We start from the raw sequence: 19,032 nt of genomic DNA on the forward strand, positions 1-19,032 counted from the left end.
CCTAGTGCTTTTTACGCAAGGTCGCGATGAAGAAGCCATCGGTCCCATAATCGTCTGGAAAAATTTGTAAGGCGGGGGCACCATGCGTCTTGAGTGGCGAGTCTGTGTGGACACTCACCTGTTCAAAATCAGGATGCTGCGCTAAAAATCCTGCCACCACATCTTGGTTCTCCTGGGTGACCATGGTACAGGTGCTATAAGTCAACAGGCCACCGACCTTGAGAGTTGGCGCCACACTATCTAAGATCGCCAATTGAATTGTCTGTAAATTCAGCGTGTCTTGGAATTGCTTCTCGTACTTAATTTCTGGTTTCCGTCGAATCAAGCCCAAGCCTGAACACGGGGCGTCAACGAGAATCTTATCAAAGCTCTCAGCCTCGAAGGTCTCAGCCACCTTACGGGCATCCAAAGCCTGGGCACTAATCCGATCAGCTAAGCCCAAACGCTGCGCATTTTGCATAATCAAATTAACTTTGTGGGGATGCAAGTCAAGGGCCGTGACATGACCGCCGGCTTCTGGTTCTAAGTATTGCGCCAAATGGGTCGTTTTCCCACCTGGAGCAGCACAAGCATCGAGCACTTGGTCACCTGGTTGTACTTGCAGACTCGGTGCAACTAGCATGGAACTTTCATCTTGCATGGTGTAGTCACCAGCCGCAAATTCGTCCGTCCCGGCCAGGTGGCCACCAGGGGCAATTAAACCGACAGGTGTCAGCACGCTATCAGCAATATCAGGAATTTGATCGACTAATTCATGCTGTAATGCCGGTCGAGTTGTTTTGGTTGTATTCACTCGAATTGACGCATGGGCAGGCTGATTAATCACATCGAGAATCTGTTCAGTCTTAGCCTGGCCGAGTTGGGCCACTAAAGTCTCAACCAACCATTCAGGTGTGCTACTTTCAATGCTCAACCGAGTCAATGGGGCTTCAATTTGATCAAAACTGGGAAGTCCTTGGCGTTCAATTGCCCGCAATACGCCAGTGACTAATTTGCCCACACCCACGTGCCCACGCTGCCTGGCAATCTCGGTTGTATCAAAGAAAATCGCCCGATTCGGGACTTTATCCAGGTAAACCATTTGAAACACTGCCGTCCGCAGTAACACTTTCACCCATGGCTGTAACTTCTTATCGCCAACAAAAGGTTGCAAAAAGAAATCGAGCGTCAATTGGCGCTGAATCACGCCATATACAATTGTCGTCAATAAATTCCGATCGCGATCACTCAAATTATGCTCACGAATCGTTGCGTCCAAGGTTAGATTGGAATAACTGCCTTGATTGACAACTTTACTGAGAACAGTAACCGCCAGATTTCGAGGATTATCAGGCTTCATCTGTAATCACCTGATCCCCAACTGCCAGCCCATGGCCGGCGCCGTTTAAGAAGGCAGCAATCGGTTGTTTCGCTTTGCCGGCGGGTTGGACTTCATCAATCGCCAACACGGTGCCTGCCCCGGCCGCCAGATACAAGTGCTTTTTGTCGACTAAGACGACTTGGCCAGGTTTGAGAGTAGTCGTTTCGCTTAACGGCGTCGTTTGCCAAAGTTTCAGCCGCTGACCATTAAACCAGACGTAGCCACCGACCGCTGGCCGGAGGGCGCGGACCCACTGGTCAACCGCTTTAGCCACTAAGGTAAAGTCGAGTCGTTCTTGCTCTTTGGTGATATTCGGTGAAAAAGTGACCAAATCAGGATCTTGTGGCGTCTTAGTGGCTGTTCCACCCATAATCTTTGGCAAAGTCGCTAAGAGAAGATCCCGGCCAATCACACTGAGCTTATCAAAAACAGTTCCGGTGTCGTCAGTCGCAGTCAACGGCAAAGTCGCTTGCGCATACATGCCACCAGCATCCATCGCTTTAACCATTTCCATAATGGTCACACCCGTTTCAGCATCACCGTTAATGATACTGTATTGAATCGGAGCGCCACCACGATATTTCGGCAACAATGACCCATGAACATTCACTGGGGCAATCTTAGCCGCGTCCAAGAAACGTTGCGGCAAGAATTGCCCGTACGCTGCGGTAACAATGAAATCCGGATTCAAGGCAATTGCTTGATCCATTTCTTCACTGCCGCTGAGTTTTTCAGGTTGCAAGACCAAAAGATCATGCGCTAAAGCGGCCTCTTTCACGGGTGTCATTTCCAACACCTGTTTACGGCCAACTTTGCGATCGGGTTGGGTTAAGACGGCCAGAATATCATAGTGGGCTTCGATAAGTCCTTCCAAGATAGGAACACCAAACGCTGGTGTGCCTAGAAAAATTACTGATGTCATTAGCAAGTCTCCTATATGAATGATTGAGGTTCCCGATCAAAACTAATTTGAAATCCTTGGCGGCTGCTGGTTTGAACTTGGTCACGCAGCGTGTTCAAAACTGTCACCAAATGATCGGGTTGTTTGTATTTCAAAACGATTTGATAGTAGTACCGATTCTTCAATCGAGCGATTGAGCCCGGCGTGGGACCAAGCATGATGGTGTCATCCCCCAGGGCGCTTTTCAACGACTTCGCCAAACTGAAGGCTGCTTTAGCCGCTTCATTCTCGTCTTCGTGACTAATGGTCGCTTTGACCGTGTAATAGTACGGTGGATAGTCACCTTGATGCCGCAAAAACATTTCTTGTTGGTAGAACCCTTCGTAATCATGATGCTGAGCAAATTGAATGGCATAATGCTCCGGATTAAAGCTTTGGATAATCACTTCGCCTGGCTTATCTGCCCGCCCGGCGCGACCACTGACCTGAGTGAGCAACTGAAAGGTATGCTCACTGGCCCGAAAATCTGGTAATCCCAACGCGGTGTCTGCATTAATCACCCCAACTAGAGTCACATCCGGGAAGTCCAAGCCTTTGGCAATCATTTGCGTCCCTAAAAGAATATCGGCTTCATGCTGCCCAAATTGTTTCAGCAGCTTTGCATGAGCCCCTTTTTTCTTCGTTGTATCGACATCCATCCGCAGAATTCGAGCCTCAGGCAATAACGTCTTCAGCGTGGTTTCAACTTTTTGCGTCCCGGTGCCGTAGTAGCGAATTTGGCGGCTCCCACAATTGGGACAAGTGGTTGGAATAGCTTCTTCGTGCCCACAGTAATGACACTTGAGCCGATGGGTATCCATGTGCAAAGTCAGTGAAATGTCACAGTTGGGGCACTTCTTGACGAAGCCACAATCACGACACATGACAAATGAGGAGAAGCCCCGGCGGTTCAATAGCAACACGCTCTGCTCGTGGCGGTCGAGCCGTGTTTGCAAAGCTTGCAGCAGCGCCGGGGAAAAATCGCCTTGAAGTTCGGCCCCAATTGCTCGCATGTCAACGATTGCCACTTTAGGCATGGGGCGCTGATTAATCCGATTCGGCAAGTTCAGTAATGTATAGACCCCTTTTTGGGCTCGAGCCCGCGATTCCAAAGCCGGGGTAGCACTCCCTAAGACCAGCGGAGCGTGGTGAAACCGCGAGCGCCAGGCTAAGACATCGCGAGCATGATAGCGAGGATTATCTTCTTGCTTATAACTGGTTTCATGTTCCTCGTCCATAATGATGACACCAATATTGTCTAACGGCGCAAAGGCAGCCGAGCGCGCCCCAACGACCACTTGGACCTCATGGCGCGCGATTCGCCGCCATTCATCGTATTTTTCACCGTCGGATAAGCCTGAATGTAAGACCGCTACCTGTGAGCCAAACCGGCCCTTGACTCGATTAACCATTTGAGGGGTCAAGGCAATTTCTGGCACTAACATCAGGGCGGTTTTACCCGCTTGCAACGCAGCCGCCATTGTTTGCAGATAGACCTCGGTTTTACCTGAGCCAGTGACCCCTTCCAATAAGAAGGTTTCAGCGCGATTAGCTGAGACCGCCGCCACCACTTGATCAACCACCTGACTTTGGTCCGCAGTCAATGTCTTAGGCTGGGTCGCCGGAAATTGTTCTGGGTAAGGATTGCGATAAACCTCTTGTTCGGTTAACTTAAGCCACCCCTTCGCTTTGGCCTGGTTGAGTTGAGCACGGGAGAATTCAGCCGCAACCTCTGTTGTCGTGGGGCGTTTCTGAGAGTTGGAGAAGGCCAACAAAGCATCGAGCAGGGCAATTTGTTTGGTGGCACCTTTGCGAACTGAAGCCAAGAATTCATCATGATTGGCTTCGGTCACCAGGGAGTCAATTACTATGACATGTTTCGCGTGCCCTTTCTTAGCGACCCGGTACACTGTCTCAACCTCACCGGCCTGTTCGAGCGCCATGAGTTGTTTCAGTTGCACGATATCGGTGATGTCGGCAATATTTAATGCCGGTTGTTGACCAAACATTGCCTGAACTGCTTCAGAGTGAGCGACAGGAATGGCGAGCTTTTCCATATTGGCCTTCATCATGGCGGGCAACATTGTTTGAATACTGGTAATCCGGAAGGCAAAAGTTGAAGTGGCAAGCCAACTCGACAATGCCAACATTTCCGGCGTCAGGACCGGAGCAAGATCAATCACAGAGACAATTGGCTTCACCTCGCCCGCAAACTCGGGTTCTTCAGCTAAGTCTACGACCATGCCAGTCACTTCACGCTTGCCCTTACCAAAGTTCACGACAACTCGCATGCCCGGTTTAACGACAGCCGCTAGGTCGGCTGGAATCAAATAGTCATACGGCTGGTCGGTTTGCATGGTTGGCACATCCACAATCACTTTTGCAATGGCTGCCAAATGCCCACTCCTCTCTTAGTTATCTTGTAAGATGATCTCCAAAATCTGTTTTGCAATCGTCAATTTATCGTTTTTCGGTAACGGCAGAGGCGGCTGCTCAGGTCGAAGTAACGTGACCTGATTGACATCGACATTAAAGCCTGAATCTGGTACCCCAACCTGATTCGCCACAATCATGTCCGCACCTTTTTCGGCTAATTTCACACTGGCGTTGTGAATTAAATCGGTTGTTTCAGCCGCAAAACCAATCACTTTTTGGCCAGGGCGTTTCTGATGACCTAAGGCAGACAGAATATCGGGATTCTTGACTAAATCCAAATGAAACTCATCATTGTCAGCGGTTTTCTTAATTTTATTGGTGGCAGTCGTCACGGGGCGGAAATCTGCCACAGCGGCAGCCATCACCACGATGTCAGCAGGCTGCGCTAACATGGCTTGCGCCAATTCCTGTGCCGATTCGACTGAAACAACTTGCACATTTGGCAAAACTGGCACGGCTTTAGTGGTGACCAAAGTCACTTCAGCGCCAGCGGCAGCAGCAACATTGGCTACAGCTGCGCCCATCTTACCGGACGAATCATTGGTGAGATAACGCACTGGATCGAGCCGTTCGCGCGTGCCACCGGCGGAAACAAGCACTCGTTTGCCTGTCAGGCCAGTCAGGTCAGCCTGCGCATTGACCCACAGCTGAATAATCTCAGGTTCAGGCATCCGTCCAGGGGCTGCATAGCCTTCTGCCAAAAAGCCAGTCGCTGGAGACAAAACCTGGACCCCTTGGTCAATCAAATGGGCAAGATTTGCCTGCGTCTGCGGGTTGGCCCACATATGATCATTCATCGCTGGCACAATCATCTTAGGCGCAGTCGTAGCCAACAAAGTGGTTGTCACCACATTGTCCGCCAGACCCATGGCTAACTTGGCAATCGTGTTGGCCGAGGCGGGGACCACAATCGCGATATCCGTCCAGCGGGCCAATTCAACATGAGCGACGTGTTCAGGATGTTCAAAGCTGTTGGCGTCAGTTAAGACAGTTGCTTTCGTCAAAATCGCCAAGGTGTCTGCCGTAACGAATTGTTCGGCCGCGGCTGTCATGGCCACTCGCACCGTGTCGCCCTGCTTAATAAATAATCGCGCCAGCAGTGGCACCTTATAGGCAGCTATGCCACCCGTCACAAATAAAGTGATATGTCGTCCCATCTCATCGCGTCCTTTACCGTTTATGTTGACCATTATAACAGAAAAACAACGGGCATTAATGATGGATAGCCACCACTAATGCCCGTTGCGTATAATTTAATCTTGATGATCAAGTTTCTCGGCGTCACGTTCAAGCATCTTCGACGTTGGGTCGATGATAACATCGCCCTCAGCAATTTCTTCCAATGCCTGACCGACAGTCTTAGGTGACTTGTAATCACCTAACATTTTAATCGCGCCAGATTCGATTTCATGAGCCCGCTTCGCTGCCAGAACAGCCAAGGAATAACGGGAAGGAACGTTGTCTAACAACTTATCAATAGAAGGATATGTAATCATGGATAATGGTCTCCTTTATGGTCTTAAACCTGGTCGGCGTGCTTCAGCATGCCTTTATAGCGATCAATCACGCGCGGAACGCGTAAATGTTCGCTTTCGATAATCTTTTCAATCCGATCAACTGCTAAACTTACTTTATCATTTACGACAGCATAATCATAGTTTTCCATCATGGCAATCTCTTCACTGGCCGTCTTAATCCGCTTATCAATCGTCGCCGCATCATCAGTGCCACGATTAGTCAGGCGTTGCTTGAGTTCAGCCAAATCAGGAGGGGTTAAGAAAATGAACACCCCATCAGGACACTTCTCACGAACTTGCATCGCACCCTTGACTTCGATTTCAAGCAGCACATCGCGGCCTTCATCCAGAGTTTGATTCACGTATTTGAGCGGCGTGCCGTAATAATTGTCAACATACTTCGCGTACTCCAGCATGCCACCGTTAGCAATTTCCGACTCAAATTCAGTCTTGGTCCGGAAGTAATAGTCCTGCCCATCGACTTCGCCAGGCCGCATTTGCCGCGTTGTCATTGAGACTGAGTATTGAAAATCACGAAAATCATCGGCCAACATCGCTTGGCGCACAGTTCCTTTACCGACCCCGCTGGGACCTGATAAGACAATTAGCATTCCCCGTTCGGGCATGTTCTTACCTCTTTCGTTTTTGGTTTAATGACCATTTTGCACTTTTTTAAGCCTAATTTCAAGCCTTTCCTGAGCTTAACGCCTTGATTCGGCCAGGGCCCATTTTTTTGCTGCAAATAGTGCTTGCTTTTGGGAACGTCTGTTCGTATAATGAAGATACAAACAAACGTTCGGAGGCAAATTAATTATGGAAAACAAAGCCCGCAACCTATCTTCTGTCAGTCAAGCCATTCGTCAAACTTATCGGGACTTCTTTGATCTCAATGAACCCCAAGCCGTCATGCCATTGGCTCAGCGCGAGCTCTTTGTTGACCAAGCCTTCGAGCGGCACTATCGAATCGCCATGTTTATGGCCAACCAAGAGCAACCCATCGCTGGTCATCTAGTTCGCCGTCTACGCGATGGTCGCTTTCTTCTGGCAGAATTCCAAAGTAATGTTACTGCCATCATCGATCTCGCCCAAGTGACAGCTATCCAACGCGTTTAATTGCCCTAAAAAAATAGATCCTGTGTTCTGACACCACTGTCAGCACAGGATCTATTTTTTTAGGGTTCATTGTGCTGCCAAACTTTGACGCGTTTTAGCTGCCATTGCCAGTAATTCCTCAGCATGTTCGCGCGTCAGGGTGGTAACTTCACTGCCCGCTAACATGCGCGCAATTTCATCCACTCGCGCTTTAGCAGACAGCTTGTCAACGCTTGTGGTCGTGCGGCCGGAATGGACTTGCTTTTGAATCAGATATTCGTGGTCGCTCATGGCCGCCACTTGGGGGAGGTGCGTAATACAGAGCACCTGCGAATGCTGGGCAATTAGACTAATTTTGTTCGCAATTGCCTGGGCAACTCGGCCAGAGACCCCTGTATCCACTTCGTCAAAAATGATGCTAGTCACACCATCAGTCTGCGCAAAAATAGTTTTTAACGCTAACATCAAGCGTGACAATTCACCGCCTGAAGCAACCTTCGCTAACGGTTTGGCGGCCTCACCAGGATTGGCTTGAATATAAAACTCAAGGGTGTCTAACCCATCAGGTCGAATCACTTGTTTTTGTTCGAAATGGACTTCAAAGACTGTTTTCTCCATGTACAACGACTTCAACTGATCGTGAACGGCGTTTTGGAGCGCAAGGGCAGCCTTGTGGCGAGCCTGCGACAGTTGTTGGCCCACGGTGAGTAAATCTTGCCGCAATTGATTGACCTGTGTTTCAAGATCACCCTCCCCTGCTTCATTTGCCTGCATTTGGGCTAATTCAGCATGAGCCTTGGCGCCATAAGCGATAATATCACTCACCTGATCGCCATACTTTCGTTTCAGTTGGGTGATCAAGTCCAAACGTTTCTCAATCACGTCTAGTCGTTCGGGATCCCACGCCAGTTGGTCCATTTGCCGAGACAAATCACCCTGGGCTTCCTGCAACCCATAATAAGCACTCTGCAAGGCGGTCGCGATGGCGGCATAATCTGGATTAAATTGGGCAATACCCTGTATCGACTCCATCGCATTGCCAATCGCGTCAATCGGACTAAAGTCTTCGCTGTCGAGCAGTTCATAACTCGTTTGCAGGGCGTCACTGACTCGTTGAAAGTTAGCCAATTGGTCGCGTTCTTGGGTTAAGGTCACATCTTCATCGGCCTGCAAATCGGCGGCATCAATCTCGCCCACTTGAAACTGCAGCATATCCAAGCGTTGCGCCCATTCTTGCTCGTTGGCTTGTTTAGTTTGAAGCGTTTTTTTCGCTTGTTGATAGGCAGTATACGCGGCTTGGTAAGTTGTCAATTGCTGATGAACAGCGCCATCCGCGAATTGATCTAACAAGCCAAGGTGCGTTTCAGGATGCATTAGCTGTTGATGCTCATTTTGACCGTGAATATCGACTAAGGTTTCACCGATAGCTCGCAACGTCGAGGTATTGACCAGCCGGCCATTCACCCGACAGACGTTGCGACCGTTAGGATAAAGATCCCGTTGGAGCAGAACCGTTTCATCGTCCGTATCAAGGCCAAACGCAGCTAACTGCTCATTCGTGCGGGGATTAGTCGTCGCATCAAATAAACCCTCAAGGCTTGCCTTAGCGGCACCAGTCCGGATGAAATCTGTAGACCCCCGACCGCCCGCCAGCAATCCAACCGCATCAATAATAATTGACTTACCAGCACCGGTCTCCCCAGTTAGCGCGGTCATGCCGGCATCAAAACTCAACGAGAGCGACTCAATAATCGCAAAATCATGAATTACCAATTCTTGAAGCATGTTTTCACCTCGAAATCTGCTCAAACTCCGCAAATAAAGCCTGCGCATCAGCAGGCGTCTTGCAAACAATCAGAATTTTGGCATCATTACTCACCGTCGTAAAAATCCGAGGATCAGCGAGCTGATCAATTAAATCTCCAATTGCTGGTGCAGTCCCTGGCTGAAAGCGTAAGGCGAGCATTTCATTTTGGCGGTCACCGGCCAGATAAGCACTGGCAAATGTCCGCTGCAATTTAGCTAATGGTGGTAATTGCGTCTCTGGGGGCAAACTATAGCGATAGTGACCAGCAGTTGTTGGCACTTTAACAAGTTGCATTTCTTTGATATCACGAGAAATCGTAGCTTGAGTGACAGGAACGCCCTCAGCGGCCAAGGCTGAAACGAAGTCTTCCTGCCGCTCAATCACCGTTTCAGTGATGAGTCGTCGAATTTGTGCTTGTCGTTGTCCTTTGTGCATGTCTGATCACCCTTTCGTTGCGCCTAGCATATCGTACCACTTATAAATATGCCACTAAAACGCATAATTATTCAAGGCTATCGGGCATTGAGTTCCGCATAGGCTGCCTGCATGACGCCTTCAACGCTAACATTTTCGTCCAGAATACCAGTTTCGCCGCCGTTACGAAGATGAATGAGGAATTCGATGTTACCCTCGCCCCCCTTAATCGGGCTGAAGTCCAGTCCCAAAACGTCGTAACCGTGCGCCAAGCTGAAATCAACAATCATCTGCAAGACCTGACGATGGACAGCTGGATCTCGAACAATCCCCTTTTTCCCAACATTCTCCGGCCCAGCTTCAAACTGGGGTTTAATCAAGGCTACCGCATCGCCACCAGGAATGAGAATCGCCTTGAGTGGCGGCAGAATCAATTTCAGCGAAATAAATGACACATCCGTCATAGCAAATTCAACTGGACCCAACGTGAAATCTTCTGGTTTACTGTAGCGGAAGTTGACGCGCTCCATCACTTCAACCCGCGGGTCTGCACGCAATTTCCACGCCAACTGATTGTAACCAACGTCCAGCGCATAACTCATTTTGGCCCCATTCTGTAAGGCCACATCCGTGAACCCCCCTGTGGAGGCCCCAATATCAAGCACCGTTTTGCCAGTCAAATCAATCCCGAAACTATCCAGGGCCTTCGCTAATTTAAGGCCACCGCGACTAACATATGGCATTGTCTTACCCTTCACGTGCAAGACGCTGTCATCAGCAATTTTGACACCTGGTTTGTCCAAGCGTTCATTGTTTTGGTCATACACTTCGCCAGCCATGACTGCGCGCTTCGCCTGCTCTCGAGATAAAAACAGGCCTTGTTCTACTAATAAAACGTCAACTCGTTCTTTTTTCAACTTGTCCCTCACTTTAAATAATTTAAAAATTGTTGCAGGGGTGTCGCATCGACACTCAAACGGGCCAAAGCGGTTTGCGCCAATCGCACCTGTTCCGCTAACGCCGCTTGCGCACCTTCCAGGCCCAGCAATGAAACAAAGGTATTTTTGGCTTCTGCGACGTCTTTATTGGCTGTTTTGCCTAGCATTGCTGTTGAGGCTGTCACATCAAGGATGTCGTCATGAATCTGAAAGCCTAAACCAAAGGCCTGGCCAAAAGCACTTAGCGCCTCAAAGTCGGCGGCACTGACCTGAGCCAGCGTGGCGCCCATTTGAATGGCTGCCAGCAACAAGGCCCCAGTCTTTTGTTGGTGGAGGCGTTTCAAGCCGGCTAAATCTAGCACGACATGTTCCCCATCCAAGTCGCGCACCTGCCCTGACACCATCCCATGGCTGCCCGCGGCCTGTGCCAACAGCGCCACTAACCGGATTCTCAGGTCTGCCGCAATATCACTTGTCGCAATGATGCCAAACGCGTCCGTTAACAAGGCATCCCCCGCCAGAATTGCCTGAGCTTCACCGAACTGTTTATGACTGGTTGGCTGACCTCGGCGTAAATCATCGTTGTCCATCGCCGGTAGATCATCGTGAATCAGCGAATAAGTATGCACAAATTCCAAACCTGCAGCGGCCGGTAAAGCGGTCGTCACCGAACCATTAAAAAGGCTGACCACAGTGAGTAACAATAGCGGGCGCACGCGCTTGCCGCCAGCATTAATCGAATACGCCATGGCAGCTTGAAGATGGCTGTTGTCGATCTGGCCAAGTTTCTGGGCCATAAAGGCATCCAACGCTTGCAAAAGTGCTGACTCGGCCTTAGTCATTGTTTGGGTCAAAGGCGACTTCTTGGTCGTCTGTGGTCATCATCTTAGTGACCGTTTCTTCGGCTTGCTTGAGGGTCTGATTCAACTGGTTACTCAAGGTAATCCCAGTTTTGAATTGGGCTAGTGCTTCCTCAAGTGGCACATTTCCTTGTTCCAAATTCGTGACAATCGTTTCTAATTTGGTTAAATTCTCTTCAAAAGTTGGTTCACTCATCTGTTTTAGTCTCCTTTACTGTCACTGTTGCGGTCCCATCCGTTAAATGAATGACGGCGGTTTGCTTTGGGTGCAAATCGGCCACTCGCTTCAGCATGTGATCTGACTCATCTGTGACATAGGTGTAGCCACGACTGAGAATTTTCAAAGGGCTAAGATAGTCCAATGCTTCAATCGTTGTCTGTACCTGCTTTTTAGTCGTCGCCAGTTGGGTTTGCATGCTGCGTGTCAACCGGGCCGAAGCCGTCTGGACTTGCTGACGGAGTAGGACCACCTGCTGCCGGAGTTGTGTTGGACTCAGCCGCTGCTGGGCTAACCCAACTCGATGTTGTTGCTGACTGAGTTGTTGCAGCATAGCATTCCCCAACCTAACCCGCAATTGATCGACATTTTGCGCATACTGTTCGTAAAGCCGTTGCGGTTGGGTCAAAACAACGCTATTCGTCATCCGATTTAAGCGCTCCTGTTGCGCCCGAATGCGATTTGTCATCGCCGTACTCATCCTGGTTTGACTCTGCTGGATAAAATTCAATGTATCAACCAGCGTCACCGGGGTGACTAATTCCGCGGCGGCTGTTGGCGTTGCTGCCCGCGCATCGGCGACATAATCAGCAATAGTGGTGTCGGTTTCATGCCCAACCGACGAAACAATTGGCATAGGCAGATCTAACATCGCTTTGGCGACGCGTTCTTCATTAAATGGCCAGAGATCTTCAATCGAACCCCCACCACGACCAATAATGACCGCATCAAAATCAGCTCGCGCTCGAATACGCTGTAGCTGGGTCACCAGGCTGTCGGCGGCTTGATCACCTTGAACCACCGCCGGATACAAGACAATTTGCGTCAGCGGGTAGCGGCGAGCAACGGTCGTCATGATATCTTGAATGACAGCCCCACTGGGACTTGTCACCACAGCGACACGTTTGGCGAATCGAGGTAACGGTCGCTTAGGTCGGTCAAACCAACCTTGTTGCTGTAATTTCTGCTTCAGTTGCTCATAAGCCTGGTACAAAGCCCCCACGCCATCTGGTTCCATGTGCTCAATCACAATTTGATAATCACCAGAAGCCTCGTACATAGTCACACGGCCAACCACCAGGACCTTCATCCCCTCTTCAGGGCGAAATTTCAACTTATCAAAGGCACTCTTAAACATGACCGCTTTAATTTTTGCGTGGTCATCCTTTAACGAGAAATACTGGTGACCAGGTCGAAGACGGAAGTTTGAAACTTCGCCCGTCAAATAGACCTTGGCGAGATACGGATCTAAATCAAACTTTCGCTTAAGATATTGGCTGAGGTCACTGACACTCAGATACTCGCTTGCTTCAACCATTTAATCGCTTCTTTGCTAAATTGACTGTTTGGATCATGAGACTGGCAATCGTCATTGGTCCAACCCCACCTGGAACAGGTGTAATGGCACTGGCAATCGGTTCAACGTTGGCAAAGTCAACGTCCCCAACCAGTTTGTTCTCAGCATTCCGATCCATGCCGACATCAATGACAACTGCACCTGGTTTCACCGCCGCTGCTGGAATAAATTCAGCTTGCCCAATCGCCACGACCAAAATATCGGCGGTTTTGGTCAAGGCAAATAAATCTTGCGTCTGACTATGCGCAATGGTCACTGTGGCATTAGCATTTAGCATCAAGCCCGCTAACGGACGGCCAACGATATTGGAACGGCCGACAATGACAACCGACTTACCAGCGACGTCAATCCCATAGGCGGCCAATAATTGCATAATGCCATAGGGCGTCGAGGCCACAATACCCGGCAGATTCGTCCAAAGGCGGCCCATATTCATTGGATGAAAACCGTCAACATCCTTGTCGGGGTCAATGGCTTGAATGACCGCTTGCGCATTGATTTGGTCAGGGAGAGGCAATTGAACTAAGATGCCATCAATGCTGGGATCCAAATTGAGCGCATTCACTTGATCCAGTAGCTCCTGCTCACTCGTTGAAAACGGCAAATGATAGATGACCGAATTAATTCCCAAACTCTGAGCTCGTTTTTCTTTATTACGCACATAAATGGCACTCGCAGGGTCATCACCCACTAGCACCACAGCCAAGCCGGGCACCACGCCTTGGCCAGCAAGGGCGTCCACTTGCGTTTTCAAGTCTGCCATTAGCGCGTCGGCAGTTTTTTTGCCGTCTAAAATGGTTGTCATTCTGCACCACTCCTTATTCCAAAAAAGGCTGGCCAAAACAAATGTTTTGCGCGCAGCCTCTAGAGAGTCAAACTCTTGTTTTATTAATCAGCCGATTTTACATAATGAGCCAGGATGCCATTAACAAACTTGGCGCCCTGGTCATCATCATATTTCTTGGCTAACTCGATTGCTTCGTTAATCGCAACGCGATCGGGCAAATCAGTTTCATATTGAATTTCATACAAGCCCAACCGCAAGACAATAAGCGCAGGCTTACTCAACCGGCTTAATTGCCAACCGGCTTTCAGGCGACTCGTAATTTCTGAGTCCAGCGCTGTTTGGTTATCCAATACACCAGTAACCAACGTCTGTAAATATGGAGACGGCGTTTCATCTTCAGGGAGCACCGCCGTATACACGGCGTCACGATCCGCCTCAGGATTCGCGTTTAAAGCAAACAACGCTTGAAAAGCTGCCTCGCGCGTTTCGTGTCGACCTAACATTTATTCTTCATCCTCAGTTTCGTCATCTTTGAACAGATCTTCTGGGTCAATCTTGGCCGCCTTTTCAGGCACAACGCCGACGACATGAACATTCACTTCAGCCAATGTTAAGTCGGTCATATACATCAATTGTTCGCGCAGGGAAGTCTGCATCGCCAAAGCAACCTTGGGCACAGAAACCCCGTAGTTTAAATAAACATACACATCAGCAATAATGCGGTCTGCTTCAACAGTCAGGTTCACACCTTTACCATGGTTAGCGCGACCAAACCATTCGTTAATCGATGCAGCTAGTGAACCGCGCATTTGATAAACGCCATCAACTTGCACGGCAGCAATACCTAAGATTACTTCTAAAACCTCAGGAACGATTTCAATGGTGCCTTGAGCGTCTTCGCGGTTTGCTAAGATAATGTTTGTTTCTTCAGCCATACTCCTACCTGCTTTCTTATGAGTTCGCGCGGGAAATATACGAACCGTCTGTCGTGTTAATCGTCAACACATCGCCAACATTGATAAAGAATGGCACTTGAACCACTAAGCCAGTTTCAAGAGTCGCTGGCTTGGAACCACCTGATGACGTATTCCCACGAATACCAGGGTCAGTAGCGGTCACTTCTAAATCAACGGTATTCGGTACTTCAAGTCCCAAGGTTTCTGCACCGTGCATAATAATTGAAACCGTCATGTTTTCCTTCAAGTACTTCAATTCATCCCGAATTTCGTCACCTGGTAAGGTCAATTGATCATAGGTATCAGTATCCATGAATACGTAGCTGTCACCATCTGCATAAAGGTATTGCATTGATTTGGTGTCAATTTGTGCCTTTTCAACTTTTTCAGTGGAGCGGAAGGTCTTTTCTTGAACGGCACCAGTCCGCAAGTTCTTCAAGGTTGAACGCACAAAAGCGCTCCCCTTACCTGGCTTAACATGTTGGAATTCAACAATGCGCCACAAGTCGCCATCGACTTCGATGGTTAAGCCGTTTTTAAAGTCATTTACAGAAATCATGAGAATCCTCCATTGTCGTTTAAAACCTACAACAACTATAGCAAGCACACTACGGTCTTGCAAGCTGTTGCTGGTATCATTTAATGATTAAAAGTTCAGGTGGTGCTTGGGGTGAAAGCTGCCGGCTTCCCGCTGCAGTGATGAGGAAATCATCCTCAATGCGGATGCCACCAATCCCAGGTAAATAAATCCCGGGTTCAATCGTTTCAACGTTACCAGTCGCCTGATTGGCGTGCTTATACGGCCGCCAAGCGCCGGGCCCTTCGTGAATTGATAACCCAATTCCATGCCCGGTGCCGTGCCCAAAATACTTGCCATAGCCAGCCGTGTCAATCACATCACGCGTCGCTTTGTCGATGGCTTGACCAGTGACACCTGGAGCCAAGCTTTTGGCGCCTGCCTGTTGGGCCGCAAAAACAATTCGATACGCTTCAATTAAGCGCGTATCGGGTGCACCCACGGCAAAAGTCCGCGTGATGTCGGCCATATATCCCTGGTATTGCGCCCCAAAGTCCAAGGTAACCACATCACCTACAGCAATGATTTTGTCCGTAGCGGCGCCATGAGGCATGGCGCCACGGGCACCAGAGGCGACGATGGTTTCAAAGGCAACGCCCTCAGCCCCTTGTTCGCGCATAAAGAACTCTAGATCATTGGCCACCGCTTGTTCCGTCATTCCCGGCCGAATCGTTGCAATCACATGTTCATAACCAAGCATCGTGATATCAATGGCTTTTTGCAATAAGGCAACTTCGCCTGCATCCTTCACTTCGCGAATCTGGCCGACCAAGTTGGTGGTAGCCACCCAAGTCCCATGTTGGGACATCGCCGCATAATCACTGTAGCTCACGGTATCCTCAAAGCCAATCCGGTGTAATCCGTCGCGATCGATTAGGTCGGCAATCGTTGCTGTCAGCCCTTTCGTCTGAGTCATAAATGGCGTCTTAGTTTGCAGTTTGGCCTGCTCAACAAAGCGACTATCCGTAATCAGTAAGGCGGCATCTGGCGTGACCAGTAAGTAAGTCTCTTCACCAGTGAAACCTGTCAAGTACCGGACATTACTCTGCTCAGTGACGACCATACCGTCGAGCGCCTGTCTGGCCATTTGTTGCTGAAGTTGCGCAATGCGTGTCATTTGAATCCCTCCCACCTGAATATGAACAAAAAGGGTACCCCGTCGCCGGGATACCCTCATCCATAATTATTCAGCTTTAGCGGCTGGATATACGGAAACCTTCTTCTTATCGCGACCGAACCGTTCAAACTTAACGATCCCATCAGCAGTAGCAAACAAGGTATCATCACCACCACGGCCAACGTTTTCACCTGGGTGAATCTTTGTTCCGCGTTGACGGTAAAGAATATTACCAGCGACAACAAATTGACCATCGGCACGCTTGCTTCCCAAACGACGACCAGCAGAGTTACGGCCGTTAGAGGTTGAACCGCCCCCCTTATGGTGAGAGAAGAATTGTAAATTCATCATTAACATATTCGTACACCTCCGAAACAGTGAGTTTTTTATTTTTGCCTAGTTTCAAGTGAGAGATAATCGCCGTATTGCGCTTGGATACTTTGCAAAGAAAGCACCATGTTCTCGAGAATAATCTGGACAATATGCATCTGCTCGCCAGTCAGTTCCTGATCAACAGTCATCTGTAAATGACCACCGTTGACTTCATCAGCATCGACGGTCGGTTCAAAGCCTGCGAGGGCTTCAATCCCATTAACGGCACCGATTGAAACAGCTGACACCGCCGCACACACGATATCCTTACCGTAATCACCAGAATCGGCATGGCCGGTTAAGGTGAAACGGTCGATATTCCCTTGTTCATCACGTTCAATAACAGACTTAATCATCTTTACCCTTCTTAGGCGTTGATTGCGTCAATAACAACCTTTGTATATGGTTGGCGGTGACCCTTCTTTTGATGGCTGTGCTTCTTAGGCTTGTACTTGTAGGTAACAACCTTCTTTTCGCGCCCTTGCTTTTCAACCGTCCCAGTAACCGTTGCGCCATCAATGGTTGGTGTGCCAATCTTGGCATCGCCTTCACCACCGACGAGGATTACTTGATCAAAAGTAACTTTTTGGCCAGCTTCAATTTCAAGCTTTTCAACGTAAAGTGCTTCGCCTACTTCAGCTTTGTATTGCTTACCGCCTGTCTTAATAATTGCGTACATCTTGTGCACCTCCTATGCCCTAAGGCTTAATCCCCTGAGTACTCGCCAAATTAGGTGCTATGCTTTAAAACCTAATGATGAGCGGTTGCAGTCGTGGGGTGACAAATACAACGAAATGAGTATATCAATTCTTGGCGTCCTTGGCAAGCTATTCGCCAATAAAAAAGCCATTCAGACTTTCGGCACCCGGAATATGCAACATACTGATTTCTTTAAACAACTGGGCAAGTGCCATTGGTGACTCTGGATCTTCTAAAATCGCCCAGCGCCACGCGAAATCGATGAAATTGGTACTCAAGAACCGGGTTAACATCTCCAGTGGCAAGTGATTAATGATGTCTGGGATTGCGTTAATTCTCGTGAATTCGTTGATATACCCCATCAAGAGTTGCTTGAACCCGGCCAAGAAGCCTTCACGGTCAACGTTGATTAACGCGAGCAGGTCCAAGCGGTGCTGACTCAAATAAAAGAATGCGCGCTGCAAATTAAAGACCGGATAGTCAGCATACTGATCTGAATAAGTGTAAGTGACACACGCTTCAAAGAGACCTTTGGAGGCCGTTTCGATGGCAGCGTCCAAAAACGTCGCTTTATCAGGATAGTGCAGATAGAAAGTACTCCGTGTCACACCTGCCGTTTGGGCAATCAAAGCAACTGTCAATTGATCAAAATCATGGGTTTGATTCAAAAGCGCGAGTAACGCCTGATAGAGTTGTCCGCGCGTCTTTAGCGTTCGGCGATCTGTTTCAGTAGCCAAAAAAATGCCTCCTGCTCCTTGGTTGCTTGTTGACCACCGGTTCTTCGTTTATACTTTCGCCAGGAGGTGTTTGCAACGTTACTTGCTAGTTTAATGGTCTTAATTCTCAGTGCTGGGTTGTTATTTGTCACCACAACCCAGATTAATCATCCGCTGAATTTGGTCGTCGATGTGGTTATTATCCTTGGACTGACCCTTATCAGTAGTCATTTCTTTGGGTTAATCAGCTGGTTTACCATCTGCTACTTCATTGTGATGATTCTCGTCGTCACCGGCCTCTATTTCTGGCGGGCGCGCACAGTTTAACTTAGGGCAATCATCTTGGAATCATTTGAGCCTTTGACAATGATGTCAAAGGCTCTTTTTTTTGCCGCTGTTTCAACCGCTGAAACCTATTTAGTTAGCTTGGCGTTTCGTAGCTTGAAATTCATACCGGACCACATCGCGGAAATTATATTCGCGACCGTCAGCGGCTGTAAGACTGCCGCGTTTGTCGCGAAGTTGCTGCAATAAGGTATCGTGGTTCTTCATATTGTCTTCAGTGACATCGACTGGTAATTCAAAGGTTGTGCCATCAGTAAAGGTAATGTAGAAGTATTCGAAAGTTTGTTTCTTGGCCTTAAGCATTTGTTTCATCGTTTTTTTCTTCATTATAATCACCTATCTCCTATATTTGGCGCACTGTCATCCAACTAGCGCAGCGCGGCAGAAAATGCTGCAGATGGGATTCGAACCCATGACCGATGGTTTAGAAGACCATTGCTCTATCCAACTGAGCTACTGCAACGATTAGAACTATTTTAGTATAGGTAACACGCTAGTTACCTGTCAATGCTAATTACGCAATGG

At 48.8% G+C, this 19,032-nt stretch carries 24 protein-coding genes, 1 tRNA gene and 1 other annotated feature; of the genes, 2 read left to right on the forward strand and 23 right to left on the reverse strand.

What is annotated here, in order from left to right:
- Nucleotide 1: 1 nt before the first annotated feature.
- The 6 genes from rsmB to gmk form a co-directional block, all read right to left on the reverse strand.
- On the reverse strand, nucleotides 2-1,339 hold the full coding sequence (gene rsmB / locus FC34_RS02590) for a 16S rRNA (cytosine(967)-C(5))-methyltransferase RsmB (protein WP_057893819.1): 1,338 nt from the start codon (nucleotides 1,337-1,339) through the stop codon (nucleotides 2-4).
- Nucleotides 1,329-2,282 carry a methionyl-tRNA formyltransferase gene (gene fmt / locus FC34_RS02595; RefSeq protein WP_057893820.1) on the reverse strand — a complete coding sequence of 318 codons (954 nt, stop codon included), beginning with the start codon at nucleotides 2,280-2,282 and terminating at the stop codon, nucleotides 1,329-1,331. Before fmt ends, rsmB begins: the two co-directional genes overlap by 11 nt.
- Before the next feature lie 11 nt (nucleotides 2,283-2,293).
- Nucleotides 2,294-4,696: a primosomal protein N' gene (gene priA / locus FC34_RS02600; protein WP_057893821.1), complete on the reverse strand. Its 2,403-nt coding sequence runs from the start codon at nucleotides 4,694-4,696 to the stop codon at nucleotides 2,294-2,296.
- A gap of 15 nt (nucleotides 4,697-4,711) precedes the next feature.
- Nucleotides 4,712-5,893 carry a bifunctional phosphopantothenoylcysteine decarboxylase/phosphopantothenate--cysteine ligase CoaBC gene (coaBC, locus tag FC34_RS02605; RefSeq protein ID WP_057893822.1) on the reverse strand — a complete coding sequence of 394 codons (1,182 nt, stop codon included), beginning with the start codon at nucleotides 5,891-5,893 and terminating at the stop codon, nucleotides 4,712-4,714.
- Nucleotides 5,894-5,989: 96 nt separating this feature from the next.
- Complete coding sequence (gene rpoZ, locus FC34_RS02610) at nucleotides 5,990-6,232, reverse strand: DNA-directed RNA polymerase subunit omega (RefSeq protein WP_057893823.1); 243 nt, start codon at nucleotides 6,230-6,232, stop codon at nucleotides 5,990-5,992.
- 23 nt (nucleotides 6,233-6,255) lie between these two features.
- The gene (gene gmk / locus FC34_RS02615; RefSeq protein WP_057893824.1) at nucleotides 6,256-6,879 is read right to left on the reverse strand and encodes a guanylate kinase; all 624 of its coding nucleotides are present in this window, start codon (nucleotides 6,877-6,879) and stop codon (nucleotides 6,256-6,258) included.
- A gap of 187 nt (nucleotides 6,880-7,066) precedes the next feature.
- Here gmk and FC34_RS02620 point away from each other — a divergent pair, with 187 nt between their 5' ends.
- A complete protein-coding gene (locus tag FC34_RS02620) occupies nucleotides 7,067-7,366 on the forward strand; it encodes a hypothetical protein (protein WP_057893825.1) in 300 nt (99 codons plus the stop codon).
- 66 nt (nucleotides 7,367-7,432) lie between these two features.
- Here the strand turns inward: FC34_RS02620 and recN are convergent, their stop codons facing one another.
- The 15 genes from recN to FC34_RS02695 all read right to left on the reverse strand — a co-directional run bounded on the left by recN (nucleotide 7,433) and on the right by FC34_RS02695 (nucleotide 18,183).
- Entirely contained in the window at nucleotides 7,433-9,130 is a 1,698-nt protein-coding gene (gene recN, locus FC34_RS02625) for a DNA repair protein RecN (RefSeq protein ID WP_057893826.1), read from the reverse strand.
- Between the two features lie 4 nt (nucleotides 9,131-9,134).
- On the reverse strand, nucleotides 9,135-9,587 hold the full coding sequence (locus FC34_RS02630; RefSeq protein WP_057893827.1) for an arginine repressor: 453 nt from the start codon (nucleotides 9,585-9,587) through the stop codon (nucleotides 9,135-9,137).
- A gap of 77 nt (nucleotides 9,588-9,664) precedes the next feature.
- A complete protein-coding gene (locus FC34_RS02635; RefSeq protein ID WP_057893828.1) occupies nucleotides 9,665-10,483 on the reverse strand; it encodes a TlyA family RNA methyltransferase in 819 nt (272 codons plus the stop codon).
- Between the two features lie 8 nt (nucleotides 10,484-10,491).
- Nucleotides 10,492-11,346 (reverse strand): polyprenyl synthetase family protein, encoded by an 855-nt coding sequence (locus FC34_RS02640; protein WP_057894138.1) that lies wholly within the window; start codon nucleotides 11,344-11,346, stop codon nucleotides 10,492-10,494.
- Complete coding sequence (locus FC34_RS02645; RefSeq protein ID WP_057893829.1) at nucleotides 11,339-11,560, reverse strand: exodeoxyribonuclease VII small subunit; 222 nt, start codon at nucleotides 11,558-11,560, stop codon at nucleotides 11,339-11,341. The genes FC34_RS02640 and FC34_RS02645 overlap by 8 nt, the downstream gene beginning before the upstream one ends.
- A complete protein-coding gene (gene xseA / locus FC34_RS02650) occupies nucleotides 11,553-12,899 on the reverse strand; it encodes an exodeoxyribonuclease VII large subunit (RefSeq protein ID WP_057893830.1) in 1,347 nt (448 codons plus the stop codon). The genes FC34_RS02645 and xseA overlap by 8 nt, the downstream gene beginning before the upstream one ends.
- Nucleotides 12,892-13,743, reverse strand: coding sequence for a bifunctional methylenetetrahydrofolate dehydrogenase/methenyltetrahydrofolate cyclohydrolase FolD (gene folD / locus FC34_RS02655; protein ID WP_057893831.1), 852 nt, complete (start codon nucleotides 13,741-13,743; stop codon nucleotides 12,892-12,894). Before folD ends, xseA begins: the two co-directional genes overlap by 8 nt.
- 83 nt (nucleotides 13,744-13,826) lie before the next feature.
- Nucleotides 13,827-14,228, reverse strand: coding sequence for a transcription antitermination factor NusB (gene nusB / locus FC34_RS02660; protein ID WP_057893832.1), 402 nt, complete (start codon nucleotides 14,226-14,228; stop codon nucleotides 13,827-13,829).
- The gene (locus tag FC34_RS02665; protein ID WP_057893833.1) at nucleotides 14,229-14,660 is read right to left on the reverse strand and encodes an Asp23/Gls24 family envelope stress response protein; all 432 of its coding nucleotides are present in this window, start codon (nucleotides 14,658-14,660) and stop codon (nucleotides 14,229-14,231) included. It abuts the gene before it with no gap.
- Between the two features lie 16 nt (nucleotides 14,661-14,676).
- Nucleotides 14,677-15,240 (reverse strand): elongation factor P, encoded by a 564-nt coding sequence (gene efp / locus FC34_RS02670; RefSeq protein WP_057893834.1) that lies wholly within the window; start codon nucleotides 15,238-15,240, stop codon nucleotides 14,677-14,679.
- Nucleotides 15,241-15,316: 76 nt separating this feature from the next.
- On the reverse strand, nucleotides 15,317-16,375 hold the full coding sequence (locus FC34_RS02675) for a M24 family metallopeptidase (protein WP_057893835.1): 1,059 nt from the start codon (nucleotides 16,373-16,375) through the stop codon (nucleotides 15,317-15,319).
- 66 nt (nucleotides 16,376-16,441) lie between these two features.
- Nucleotides 16,442-16,732, reverse strand: coding sequence for a 50S ribosomal protein L27 (rpmA, locus tag FC34_RS02680; RefSeq protein ID WP_057893836.1), 291 nt, complete (start codon nucleotides 16,730-16,732; stop codon nucleotides 16,442-16,444).
- 29 nt (nucleotides 16,733-16,761) lie between these two features.
- Nucleotides 16,762-17,103 (reverse strand): ribosomal-processing cysteine protease Prp, encoded by a 342-nt coding sequence (locus tag FC34_RS02685; protein ID WP_057893837.1) that lies wholly within the window; start codon nucleotides 17,101-17,103, stop codon nucleotides 16,762-16,764.
- A gap of 11 nt (nucleotides 17,104-17,114) precedes the next feature.
- A complete protein-coding gene (gene rplU, locus FC34_RS02690) occupies nucleotides 17,115-17,426 on the reverse strand; it encodes a 50S ribosomal protein L21 (protein WP_057893838.1) in 312 nt (103 codons plus the stop codon).
- A 27-nt stretch (nucleotides 17,427-17,453) separates the two neighbouring features.
- Nucleotides 17,454-17,523, reverse strand: a sequence feature (ribosomal protein L21 leader region).
- Nucleotides 17,524-17,574: 51 nt separating this feature from the next.
- Complete coding sequence (locus tag FC34_RS02695; protein WP_057893839.1) at nucleotides 17,575-18,183, reverse strand: TetR/AcrR family transcriptional regulator; 609 nt, start codon at nucleotides 18,181-18,183, stop codon at nucleotides 17,575-17,577.
- A gap of 66 nt (nucleotides 18,184-18,249) precedes the next feature.
- Between FC34_RS02695 and FC34_RS02700 the strand changes: the two genes are divergently transcribed.
- Entirely contained in the window at nucleotides 18,250-18,489 is a 240-nt protein-coding gene (locus FC34_RS02700; RefSeq protein ID WP_157052206.1) for a hypothetical protein, read from the forward strand.
- A 90-nt stretch (nucleotides 18,490-18,579) separates the two neighbouring features.
- Here FC34_RS02700 and FC34_RS02705 read toward each other — a convergent pair whose 3' ends face one another.
- Entirely contained in the window at nucleotides 18,580-18,834 is a 255-nt protein-coding gene (locus tag FC34_RS02705; RefSeq protein WP_057893841.1) for a hypothetical protein, read from the reverse strand.
- 62 nt (nucleotides 18,835-18,896) lie between these two features.
- Nucleotides 18,897-18,970, reverse strand: a tRNA-Arg gene (locus FC34_RS02710).
- Nucleotides 18,971-19,032: the final 62 nt, after the last annotated feature.

It is taken from the genome of Lacticaseibacillus brantae DSM 23927, assembly GCF_001436115.1.
In the GTDB taxonomy this organism is placed as follows: domain Bacteria; phylum Bacillota; class Bacilli; order Lactobacillales; family Lactobacillaceae; genus Lacticaseibacillus; species Lacticaseibacillus brantae.